Consider the following 11757-nt stretch of genomic DNA (forward strand, 5'->3'; position numbering starts at 1 on the left):
CGGGGATCGGGCGGCGGGCCGAAGCACTGACGGTCTCCCAGGAAGCCGTCGACCTGCGCCGTGAGCTGGCCGATCTCAACCGGGACGCTTACCTCCCCGACTATGTGCAGAGCCTTACCGTCATGGGATACGTGTGCGTGCAGGATGCTCGGTTCGGCGAAGCGGTCATGCTTTTGGTGGAGGCGCTTGTGGCCGCGCAGGAGCTTCCGGAGTACGCCCAAGGCATCGTCGGTGTCATCGTCGATCTCTTGCGTGACTGTCATCAGCAGGACCCCGACGAAGTCGGCCGCGTGTTCCATGCGGCTACCGGCCAGGACGTCCCGGGTTGGATGAAGGAACCACCTTCAGGGTGATGAAGTCCACGAAGAGCGCCGCCGGACGTGTTGGGTGCGGCGGGCGCTCTTTGTTGGTCAGCAGGGGGATTTTTTGCCGGTTAGCTGGGATTGGGCTCGCCAGAAGTTGCAGCGGTAGGCGTCGTGGATCTTCCAGGGGCCTAGTTTGCCGATGACCTTGAGCTGGAGGATGGTCTCGTCGTCCTGGCGGAGGGAACCCCAGGTGAAGTTGGCGCTGCCCGTCCAGGTGAACTTGCTGGTGACGCTGCCGATCTTGCCGGCGACCAGGATGTACTTGCTGTGCATCGGGTTCGCGCTCTTGTACAGGTCGAACGTGCGGACCGTGATGCCCTTGGCGCGGAGCTTGTCGATCGCGCCGGTCTGGGTGGCGTCGTTGTAGTTGACGGTCACCAGCATGTCGATCGCGCAGCCCTTGGCCTTCAGCCGACCCAGCGAATCGATCAGCCAGTAGCGCTTGTCGTTGAACGCCCCCATCGCGATCTTGATCGCGGTCTTGCCCTTCTTGCCCTTCCAGGTGAAATCGCACTTCACCTTGTCGAGCATGTCGGTGACCGGGTCGCCTTCGGCCTTCGGGAAGAACTGGACGGCCGCCTGCGTGTCGCGCACGCTCTTGTGCTTCGCCCAGTAGTTCGGGTTCGCCTTCTGGTTCCACAGGTCGTTGAAGTACGACGAGTACGTGCTGTAGATCCGCCCGGCGTTGGCCAGGACGACCGCGTCGTTCCAGTCGGTCGTGTAGCCGCCCGTCGCGTTCAGGTTCTGTGACGACTGCAGCAGCACGTTCTTCGCGCCGCGCGTCTTGCTGAACAGGATGAACTTCGTGTGGTTCAGTTTCTCGCCGATGCAGGCGCGGCCCTTCGGGCAGGTCTTCACCTGGTCGCCGCCGAGCGCCCACAGCAGCCGCTCCGCGCCGGTCGGCTGGCCGCCCGACTCGTTCCGGTTCATCGTGCCGCTGTCACCGATGAACTTCACCTTGACGCCGCGTTTGGAAGCCGCGATCAGCGAATCCGACACCGAGTAGGCGTTGGTGAAGCGGTAGTAGCTCAACCGGATCGTCGAACCCTTGGGCGCACCCCAGATCAGCTTGACGATCGCGTTCTCGATGCGCTTGGCGCCCTTCGGCGAGCGCGGATCGTTGAAGATCACATGCGATTTCATCGGCGCGGCCTCAGCGGGCGTCGCCGGAACCGTCACCACCGCCGCGGCTACCGCCATGGCCACGGCGATCGCCGCCGGCCCCCGTCTACCGGCCCCGTCCATCGTTCCGTCCGCTCCCTCGTGTCACACAGTCAACGGGGACCTTATCGGATCAAGCATTCCATAGCGGATGGATAACGGTATTCGTTGGCGAAGGTCACAAGGCGGGCCGCCGCCGGGGACGGCGACGGCCCACCGGCGCGCTAGCGGACCAGCAGGCCCAGGAACTTGCCGATGCCGAGGGACTTCGGCTCGTACTCCTTCGCGCCCTTGACCGAGATCCGGCCCTTGACGTTCTTCAGCAGGTACAGACGGCCCAGGTTCTTGTTCTCGCCAGGCGAGCCGACGATCAGGTCGGGGCGGCCGTCGCCGGTCAGGTCGGTCAGCGCGATCGCGCTGCCGAACTGGTCGTCGCGCTCGGGGTTGCCGGGGACGCCCTTGGTGGCCTCACCGAACAGCTGCGCACGCTTCGGGGTGAGCCCGCTCTTCGAGCCGTACATCACCACGACGGTGCCTTCGCGCTTCTTGCCGTCGTAGGGGGAGCCGACGGCGAGATCGGCGTAGCCGTCCTTGTTGAGGTCGGCCGAGGCCAGCGCCTGACCGAACCCGCCGTTACCGCCGCCGGGGATGCCGGGGGCGTCCTGGCCGAACGAGATCGGCTTGGCGAGGCCCGACGCCCGGCCGTAGGAGATGAACACGCGGCCGCCGTCCCCGCCGACCAGGTCGGTGCGGCCGTCGCCGTTGAAGTCGGCGGCCGTCCCCCTGTAGTGGTAGGCCTGCTTGAGGTAGGTCGGCTTGCCGAGACCCTTGCCGGTGCCCTTCAGCAGCAGCACACCCAGGTAGCCGCCGCTCGGGATGTAGTCGCGGTCGTACATGACGAGGTCGGGGTTGCGGTCGCCGTCGAAGTCGCCGACCAGCGGGGTGCCGAGGTCGTGCTCGTCCTTCTTGTACGGCTCCGGCTTGTAGCGCTCCGGCAGCGTCACGGTCGTGACGGCCGTCGGCTTGCCCTTGCCGACATTCGCGAAGACCCGGAAGTCGTGGACGTCGACCGCGACCAGGTCGGGACGGCCGTTCTTGTCGAAATCGCCGACGGCCAGCCCGTTGCGGCCGCCCTGCGGCGCGGGCAGCAGCACCGCACGCGACGACAGGCCCTTCTTCGAACCGTAGACGATCGTGACGCCGTCCTCGTCGTCACCGGTGACGGCCAGATCGGCGTAGCCGTCGCGGTCGAAGTCGGCCGAGGTCGCGACGTTCGCGAACCCGTCGCCGTGATCGCCGACGCCCTCGATGCCGGGCGAACCGGCGAACACGATCTGCTTCTTCTTGGTGCCGCCGAACAGCACCAGCACCGAACCCTTGGCGAGCTCGCCCGACTTGACCTGGTCGCCTCCATAGACCAGGACATCGGACTTGCCGTCACCGTTGAAGTCGTTGGCCTTGGCGGGCACCTTCGGCTTGGCGACGGCCTGCGCGGGCAGCGCCACCGCGACAGAGGCAGCCGCGAGCCCGGCCGTGAGCAGGAGGGGCAGGGGGAGTTTCATGAGCATTTCCTTCACGGGAGCAGGGTGGTTCCGAAGCCCTTGCCGAACAGGCCGAGCTTCTCGGGGCGGTATTCCTTCGCGCCGGTGCCGGTGATCCGGCCCTTGACGTTCTTCAGGACGTAGACGCGGCCACGGCGGTCGTTCTCGCCCGGTGCGGCGACGACGAGCTCGTCACGGCCGTCGCCGGTCAGGTCAACGAGCCGGACCGAGGTGCCGAACAGGTCGCCGTTCTCGCCGGTGCCGGGCACGCCCTTGGTGTTCTCGGTGAAGATCTGGGCGCCCTTGGTGGTGATGCCGCCCTTCGCGCCGTGCAGCAGCACCACGGCGCCGATCCGCTGGTTCCGCTTCTTGTTGGGTTCCCTCGGATCGCCGATGGCGAGATCTGCGCGGCGGTCACCGTCGAGGTCACCGGGGTCGAAGCCGACGCCGAAGTCGCCGTAGCCCTTCTCGGTGCCGGGCACGCCCGAGCTGGCCTGGTTGAACGAGAGGGGCTTGCCGAATCCGGTCTTGGTGCCCAACCGGACCTGGATCTTGCTGTTCCACGACAGCAGGTCGTCACGGCCGTCGCCGTTGAGGTCGGCGGACGGGTAGAGCCGGTAGCCGACCGGCCCGCCCAGCCGCACCGCGGGGCGCAGCCCCTGCGCGGAGCCTCTGGCCAGCGACGCCCTACCGCGCCCGGACGGCTGGATCACCAGATCGTCGGGGCCGTCGCCGTCGAAGTCGCCCGCGCCGATCGTGTACCAACCGTGGTTGGGGACCGGCCCGAGCGGAGTGTCCTTGACGGACTGGGCGGCGGTGCCGATGCCGCGGAACACGCTGAGCCTGGTCTCGTTGACGGCGGCGAGCTCGGTGGCGCCGTCGCCGTCGAAGTCGCCGGTGACCATGGTGAAGTCGTAGTGGGTGCCGGTGAGGTCGAGGAAGACCGTTCGGCCGCCCAGGCCCTTCTTGCCGCCGAAGACGACGGCGACTCCGTCGGCGTCGTAGCTGCGGACGGCGAGGTCGGCGTAGCCGTCACGGTCGAAGTCGGCAGAGGCCAGGTAGCGGCCGAAGCCCTCGCCGAGGTCGTAGTTCTTCAGGCCCGCGCTGCCCGAGGTGAGGTTCTGGACGCGCGGCTTCTTGCCGGAGTACACGACGGTGACGACTCCGGCCGTCAGCCGGCCCTTGATCGTCGCCTCGGGGGAGCCGATGGTGAGGTCGCGGCGGCCGTCGCCGTTGAAATCGCCGGGCCTCGCCGGGGTGGGCGCCGCCGCGTGGGCGGGCGCCGCGACGAGCGCGGCAGCCAGCCCGGTGGCGGCGAGCAGTGCGGGAGTTCTCATGCACGTCCTCGGGAGCGAAGGGTTCGTGCAGCATGTGATGCGAGCTAAGTCTGAAATGTTCTTTGGAAGGTGAGAACTTTTTTCGGACGCAGGTCAGCGGGCGGTGGCGCGGATCCGCTTGCCCGTGTTCGGGAAGAGCCAGGAGCGCGTGCCGGAACCCGCCTTGAGGTCGGGCCGGTGGTCGCGGGTCTGGTCGACGATCCTGACCGTCGCGCCGAACCCAGGGTCGGGCCTGCGCGGCGCGATGACCTGGGTGCGGGCCTGGAACCGCGGGTAGGGCGACGAGCCGTAGAGGATCGTCACCGAGCCGCCGCCGGGCGACGGGGTGCCGATCGCCAGATCGGTGCGGCGGTCGCCGTCGATATCGCCGAGGGCCAAAGACCAGAGCGCCGGATCGGTCGTCGCCGGGCCGGGCAGCCCGCCGCGCCCCGGCGCGAGCGTGACGGTCCTCGCGAAGCCCTTCTTACCTCTGAGCAGCACCTTCACCGCCCGGTTCGGGCCTTCGGTGAAGACCAGGAGATCGGGCTTGCCGTCCCCGTTGACGTCACCGGTCCGCACCTCGCCGGAGTGCTTCACCCTGAGCGTCCGCGCGGCCAGCCCCTTGCGGGAGCCGTAGACCAGGACCGTGTCGGGGGAGCCGGGGCCCGACAGCGCCAGATCGGCGTACCCGTCGTGGTCGAAGTCGGCCGAAGCCCGTGACGCCCCGAACTCCTCCGCGCCGTCCGGCTCGCCAGGGATTCCAGCGGAAGCCCTGGTCAGGGTCTGCGCGCCGGGCTTCCCGCCCTTGTAGACGACCTTGACGCCCGCGGGCCCCGCACTGGTCTTGTCGGGGCGGCCATCGCCGTTGAAATCCCACGCCTTGGCGGCCTCGATGCCGTCGGCGCGGGCGGGCGCCGACCACGGCACGAGCGCGCAGCAGAGGAAACCGGCGGAAAGAACAACGGCACGTCTCACGAACGCATGAGACGCACCGTTGTTCACTTTAGTTCGGATCTTTCTCAGCGGGGCAGCTTGGGCAGCTCTTCACCGAGGAAGACACGGCGGACGACGCGCTCGGCGGCGTTGCCGTCCTCCCACGGGGAGAACCGGGCCCGGAACTCCGCGCGGTCCTTGGCCGCCTGGTCGCCCCAGGCGGCGCCGGTCCGGTAGGTGCTGATCAGCTCGTCCTCGGTTCCGGCGATGACGCCCGGCGGCTGCTCCATCAGATCGAAGTTGACGCCGCGGGTGCGCTTGTAGGTCTCCCAGTCATTAGCGAAGATCACGATCGGCCTGTCCTCGAGGGCGGCGTAGTCGAACATGATCGAGCTGTAGTCCGTGAGCAGCGAGTCCGAGGCGATCATCAGATCCTCGACGTTCGGGTAGGACGAGACGTCGATGATCAGGTCCTCGGGGAGCCCGAGGTCCTTCGGCTTGTAGAAGTAGTGGGCGCGCAGCAGCAGCACGAAGTCCTCGCCGAGGGTCTCGGCGAAGCGCCGCAGATCGAACTGGGGCGAGAACCGCTTCATGTAGTCGCGGTGTGTCGGCGTGTACAGGATCGCCTTGACGCCGGGCTTGATGCCCAGCTCAGCCCGGATCCTGTCGCGTTCGGCCTCCGTCGCGCGGACCAGCCGGTCGTTGCGCGGGTAGCCGGTCTCCAGCATCTCGTAGGAGCACGGGAAGCCGCGGTCCCACGCCTCGCTCGACAGCGGGTTGGACGACACGAGGTAGTCCCACCGGTCCGCCCGCATGATCAGCTCACGGAAGTCCATCTCCGCGGCGCCGACCGGGAACTCCATCTGGTCGAGCCCCATCTTCTTCAACGGGGTGCCGTGCTGGGTCTGGACGTGGATCTGGCCCTTGCGCTTCACCGGGTCGTCGGTGAAGTTGACGTTGTTGACGAAGTACTTCGCCTTCGCCATCAGCTTGTTGTGCGCGCGGGAACCGGCCACCACGTACGGGACGCCCTTGGGCATCGAGTCGACGGCGCCCTTCTTGACCACCCAGACGCCCTTGATCTGCGGGGCGAGCCGCTTCTGCGCCTCGTAGATCGCGGCCGGGTTGCAGGCGTAGCCCCGGTACCAGTACGCCGCGTAGACGGCGAGGTTCTGGTCGATCGGCGTGCGGAGCTGGGCGCGGTAGATCAGCCCGCTGGCCTTGCCGGCGGCGAAGTTGCGCGCCTTGCGGTAGTTCTTCTTGTACTTGCGGACCCGCTTCTTCAGCGAGAGCCGCCGCTCGTTGACGGCCTTGGACGCCGCGAACGCCCGGTAGTTGTCCTTCTCGATCAGCCGGTACTTGGCCGCGAGCTTGGCGTCCTCGGGCAGCTTGTGGCCGTCGGGCCGGAACTTCTTGTAGATCTCCGACATACCCGAGAAGAACTTCGCGCGGTCTTCGGGTAGCACCCGGTCGCCACGGCCCAGGATGATCAGCAGATGCCAGATCGTCCGGTCGAACATCAGCGATCGGTACTGGTCGGTCTCGGGATGCTTGTCCATGAAGCCGAAGATGCGCTCGTACTGCTTGAACGCGTCGAAGTGCTTCTTGCCGCCGGTGCGGGTGATCGCACCGCGGCGGCGCTGGCGGTAGATGTAGCAGACCTGGTCGAGCAGGGTCAGCTTCTCGGCCGCCATCAGGATCGGGTAGGTGACGTTGATGTCCTCGTAGTACCCGCCCGAGAACTTCAGGCCGAGGTCGAGGAGGAACTCACGCCGGATCGCCTTGTTCCAGGCCGTCATCATGAGCTGGAGCACGCTCGGCCGCTCACGCAGCGCGAACACGTCCGGAGCGGGGGGCTCGCGGAACAGCTTGTTGATGACCGAGCGCTGGACCCTGCCGGTCCAGTAGGAACGGGCATAGTCGAAGATCAGGACGTCGGGCTTGGTCTCGTGGAGCCGCTCGACGATCGAGACCATCGCGCCGTCGGCGGCGTAGTCGTCGCTGTCGAAGAACCACACGTACTCACCGGTCGCGAGGCCGAGGCCCACGTTCCGGGCTTCGCCGAGGCCGACGTTCTGCTCCAGGTGCACCACGCGGACCCGGGGGTCGCGCAGCGCGTACTCGTCGAGGATCGCGCCGCAGCCGTCCGGAGACTTGTCGTCGATCGCGATCACCTCGAGATCCGGGAATCCCGGGACGAGGATCGAGTCCAGACACTGGCGAAGGTAGCCCTGGACGCCGTGCACCGGCACGATGACAGACAGGAACACACTGCTCATACCAGAAGAATCCTTCTCCAGCTTTTGGTGACGCAAAGGGTCGGCGATCATGCTCGTGGCATCAGTCGATGCTACAGAGTTCGTGAGGTCGTCAAGTCCGGTTCATGTCCCCGATGGGGAGCTGTGACCTCAGTGGTACCCGTCACAGGTGCTTTCTTGGCGGGCTTGCGCAGCCGGGTGAACGCCCACCGCATATCGGGCTCCACCGCCCAGTGCAGGGCCCTGACCACGGGCTTAGAGCACAGGAAGGTCGCGACGGCCACCGACGCGGCGATCATCAGCAGCATCCCGGGGATGCTCTGCAGCCAGTCCACATGGTCCCATTCGCGGTACTGCAGATACTTCACGAGGAAGCCGTGGAGCAGATAGGCATAGATCGTGGTGCTGCCGAGCGCGGTGAACCAGAGATGGCGGCGCGGCACGACGGCCAGGAACGCGGCCACCAGCAGCGTCGCGACGATCATCATTCCGAGCCGCATCGCGGTGCCCTCGAGGTTGGAGACGCCCATCCCCTTGTTGGAGTCGCGCCAGTAGACCCAGATGTAGTTCATGTGGTCTTTGGCGTAGAACGCCGCGACGTACCCCAGCACCAGCACCACCGCGCCCGCGATCCGCACCCAGCGCCGTCGCAGATACTCGAAGTGCTCCTTCTTCAGGCAGAGCCCCAGCACGTAGAAGGGGGCGAGACCGAAGATCCGGTGCATGTCGAGCTGGCCCGACATCGGCCCGGTGTAGGAGATCAGCGCGATGACGACGGCCACGGCCAGTGGCCACCGCACCTGCTGCCAGACCGGGGTCGACAGCCGCCACGCGAACAGCGCCAGCATGAACCAGGTCAGATAGATCGGGTCGAGCAGGCTGATCCGCAGATCGTTGTCGGTGATCCGCCACTCCATCAGCGAGTACAGCACCTCGAACACGACGTACGGCACGCCCAGGTTGGTGATCAGCTTGCGCGCCTTGTTGCCGCCGAAGGTGAAGTTCCGCGAGAAGTAGCCGGTGATCACGATGAACAGCGGCATGTGGAACATGTAGACGTACAGGTACAGCGCCTCGGCCGCGGGCACCTTGTGACGCAGCCCCACGATCGTGTGCCCGGCGGCCACCAGCAGGATCGCGAGGTACTTCGCGTTGTCGAAGAACGGGTCGCGCCGTTTGGCGGCGGCCGGCTTCGGCGTCTCCCCGAGCGGGGCGGCCTGTTGGGGGACGGCCTGTACTTGCTGGGTCACCGGTGGTCCAAGGGGAGGAAATGTCAGGGCTGGTGAGAACTTACCCGCATTCCCCGATGATCGTGATGAGTACCCCTACATCCCATTGCACACGGGATCGGTGGCCTTGACCTCTCCGTCCAGTTTCTTGGGGAGGGACGAGCTGGTGTTCAGCCCCGCCCAGCCCTTCGCCATCACCAGGTCGACGACGCCCGCCGGAGTGTCGGCCGACGGCTCGACCTTCGCCCCGGGCACCAGCTTCGCCAGGGTGCGGGCCGCGTCCTCCGCGCCCTCCCCGTAGGTGATCACGGTCTGGTCGGGGACGGTCTTGGGGTTGCCGGCCGTCGGGTTCGGATAGCCCTTGGCCTTCAGCTCCGCCGCGACCGTCGCGGCCTTGCCGGTGATCCCGGTGCCGTTCAGCACCCGCACCTTGATCTGCGCGACCGGAACGGTCTTGGCCGGCGCCTTCGCCGCCTCAACGATCTTGCTGTCGTTGGCGACGGCCGAGAAGAGCTGGTCGGCGGCGGGCTGTGCGAACTGCACCCGGTTCTTGTCCAGCACATACGGCTGCCAGGGGGTCGTCACGAACTTGATGTTCTTGACGTTGATGTCCTTCATCTGGAGGCCGAGCTTGGCGATCTCGGTGACGCCGAAGCCCCGGTCCAGCTTGATCGTCTTGGTGACGGACCTGAGGACGCTCGTCAGCTGCATCGGATCGGCGAGGTAGTTCTTGTTCAGTGCCTTGGTGGCGACCGAGTTGAGGAACTTCTGCTGCCGCTTGATCCGGTCGAGGTCGGAGCCGTCGCCGAGCCCGTGCCGTGCGCGCACGTAGGCCAGGGCCTCTTCACCCCGCACGAGGTGCTTGCCCTTGGACAGGTTCAGCTTGCTCTTGGGGTCGTTGACGGCCTTGGGCAGGCAGATCTCGATCCCGCCGAGCGCGTTGACGACGCCCTTGAACCCGCTGAAGTCCACGACGGCCATGTGGTCGATGTGGATGTTGGTCAGCGTCTGGATCGTCTTGAACGTGCAGGCCGCGCCGCCGATCGAGAACGCGGAGTTGATCATGTTCTTCTGGGGCGGGGAGGAGCCGCCGCCCGGCAGGTCGCAGGCCGGGAGGTCGACCATGAGGTCGCGGGGGAAGCTGATGCCCGTCACCGCGCCGCCGCCGGGGGAGATGTGCAGCAGGATCGTGGTGTCGGCGCGCGCGGTGTCGTTGACGAGGCTCTTGCCGTACTTGGCGTTGCCCTTGCCGGCGCGGGTGTCGGAGCCCAGCATCAGGATGTTGACCGAGTTGTTCAGCTTCGGGACCGCGTTGCGGTCCTTCTCGCTGAGCTCGAAGTGCTCGATCCCGCCGCTGATGTAGCGGGTGTAGCCGTAGGCGCTGATGCTGCCGACGACGAGCAGCCCGGACAGGGCGACCGAGGTCCAGCCCAGCAGCTTCCAGCCGCGCGAGACCTCTTTGGTCTCGGCGAGGGCCCGCTCGGTCTGGGCGTCGTCGACATAGTCGGTGTACAGGGGGCTGTTCATTGCTCCACGAGATTAGGTCAGAGGAGACGACGTACGGGTCCGTACGCGCCATCCAGTCCCGCTACGGCAGTCGCGTGCTCCGATTCGACCCGGCGTGAAACCAGATCTTGGCTGATGTTCCGACAAAGTATGACGGATCCCCCGGCCTTCAGGGGGGCGAGTAGCGCACCCACAAGCTCCTCGGTGGTGGTGTAGGACACACTCGAGAGCACTCTGTCAGCGCCGGTAATGCCGTGTCTATTGGTGAATGCAATGATTTCGTGGTCGAGCTGTGATCTGCTGAATGTGGTGTTGGTCACAGTCAGCGCGGGATCCGCCGGGACGAGCGGGACGAACCGGTCGCCGTAGGCACGGACCTCGACCGCGTAGTCGGTGACCCACGCCGGAGCGTCCGCGAGCGGGGCGCCCATGGCGTCCAGGGAGAGCCCGACGACCTCCTGCGCCGACTTGGGCGCGCGCGCCGGATCGTCGGTCACCCAGATGCCTTCCTCGTCCCCGGCCGGGGCGATCACGACGGACTGGCCGGCCGCCCACGCGGCGTGGATCCAGACGGCCGTCTGCCAGTGCGGCGGAAGATCGATCACCACGGTGCCGCCCGGCTGAGCGTCCAGGCCGTCGACGATCAGGTTCGCGGTCTTCGCCACCCAGTTGTCGAAGGTCCGCCGCGAGAACTCGCGCCGCTCGCCGGTGGCGTCGTCGTAGAAGGTGATCAGCGGCTGCTGCGCCGCCCCCCGGATGAGATCCATGCCGTGAATCTACCGACGCCCTGCAACCCGTGCCGCCTCACGGTTTTCTGATCGTCCGACCGCTACATTGCGGGATGGTATGGACGGTCCAGCGGCGCACACGGCGATGCTGGCGCGGCTGACTGTCGCGCCTGCCCTGCTCGTCATGGCCTGGCTCGTGGTCAGCCTGCCACTCCTGCTGGCCGGGCGGTACACCATCGGGGTGTCGCTGGGGCTGTTCCTGCCGGTCGCGGCGATCGCGCTCGCCGTCGGGTTCACCGGGACGGTCCGCCGCCCCCAGTTCGATCTTCCGGACCGGTGGCATTCCTGGATCCCGGTGCTGGCCACGATCCTGATCACGCTGGGGTTCTTCGCGTTCCAGCTCTCCTTCGGCTCCGAACAGCTCCTCGTCCGGCGGGACCCTGCGGTCTACGCGCAGACCGCCGAATGGCTGACCGACCACGGCAGTCTGCCCGTCACCAAGTCGCTGGCGCTGCTCGGCGGGCCCGACCCGGTGCTGCGGTTCGACGGCCCCGGCTTCGACGAGCGGCCCGGCGGGATCGTCCCCCGGCTCCTGGCGGGGCTGCCGCTGCTGCTGGCGTTCGGCGGCTGGATCGGCGGCAGCGGCGCGATGCTGGGGATGGCGCCGCTGCTCGGGGCCTTCTCGGATTCCGGGTCGGAATCGGGAGCGGTCATCGGGCG

At 67.1% G+C, this 11757-nt stretch carries 9 protein-coding genes and 1 pseudogene; 2 read left to right on the forward strand and 8 right to left on the reverse strand.

Translation table 11 applies throughout. The features are described from left to right. The coding region (locus ACYVE7_RS05230) for a tetratricopeptide repeat protein (protein WP_460363385.1) at positions 1-353 on the forward strand (353 nt) is incomplete at its 5' end. A 57-nt stretch (positions 354-410) separates the two neighbouring features. On the opposite strand, the gene ACYVE7_RS05235 is transcribed toward ACYVE7_RS05230, so the two are convergent. The 8 genes from ACYVE7_RS05235 to ACYVE7_RS05270 all read right to left on the reverse strand — a co-directional run bounded on the left by ACYVE7_RS05235 (position 411) and on the right by ACYVE7_RS05270 (position 11076). Further along, positions 411-1565 (reverse strand): phospholipase D-like domain-containing protein, encoded by a 1155-nt coding sequence (locus ACYVE7_RS05235; protein ID WP_460363386.1) that lies wholly within the window; start codon positions 1563-1565, stop codon positions 411-413. 185 nt (positions 1566-1750) lie between these two features. Further along, positions 1751-3094 (reverse strand): FG-GAP-like repeat-containing protein, encoded by a 1344-nt coding sequence (locus ACYVE7_RS05240; protein ID WP_460363394.1) that lies wholly within the window; start codon positions 3092-3094, stop codon positions 1751-1753. A 5-nt stretch (positions 3095-3099) separates the two neighbouring features. Beyond that, complete coding sequence (locus ACYVE7_RS05245) at positions 3100-4404, reverse strand: FG-GAP-like repeat-containing protein (RefSeq protein WP_460363387.1); 1305 nt, start codon at positions 4402-4404, stop codon at positions 3100-3102. Between the two features lie 93 nt (positions 4405-4497). After that, a complete protein-coding gene (locus ACYVE7_RS05250; protein WP_460363388.1) occupies positions 4498-5358 on the reverse strand; it encodes an FG-GAP repeat domain-containing protein in 861 nt (286 codons plus the stop codon). A 44-nt stretch (positions 5359-5402) separates the two neighbouring features. Next, the gene (locus ACYVE7_RS05255; RefSeq protein ID WP_460363389.1) at positions 5403-7595 is read right to left on the reverse strand and encodes a bifunctional glycosyltransferase/CDP-glycerol:glycerophosphate glycerophosphotransferase; all 2193 of its coding nucleotides are present in this window, start codon (positions 7593-7595) and stop codon (positions 5403-5405) included. A 71-nt stretch (positions 7596-7666) separates the two neighbouring features. Further along, positions 7667-8824, reverse strand: coding sequence for an acyltransferase family protein (locus ACYVE7_RS05260; protein ID WP_460363390.1), 1158 nt, complete (start codon positions 8822-8824; stop codon positions 7667-7669). A 75-nt stretch (positions 8825-8899) separates the two neighbouring features. Next, on the reverse strand, positions 8900-10330 hold the full coding sequence (locus ACYVE7_RS05265; protein WP_460363391.1) for an LCP family protein: 1431 nt from the start codon (positions 10328-10330) through the stop codon (positions 8900-8902). 17 nt (positions 10331-10347) lie between these two features. Then, on the reverse strand, positions 10348-11076 hold the full coding sequence (locus tag ACYVE7_RS05270) for a TIGR03089 family protein (protein WP_460363392.1): 729 nt from the start codon (positions 11074-11076) through the stop codon (positions 10348-10350). Between the two features lie 79 nt (positions 11077-11155). Between ACYVE7_RS05270 and ACYVE7_RS05275 the strand changes: the two are divergent. Then, positions 11156-11757: pseudogene (locus ACYVE7_RS05275) on the forward strand (hypothetical protein); the annotation flags it as partial.

The sequence above is a fragment of the Actinocorallia lasiicapitis genome (assembly GCF_054778695.1).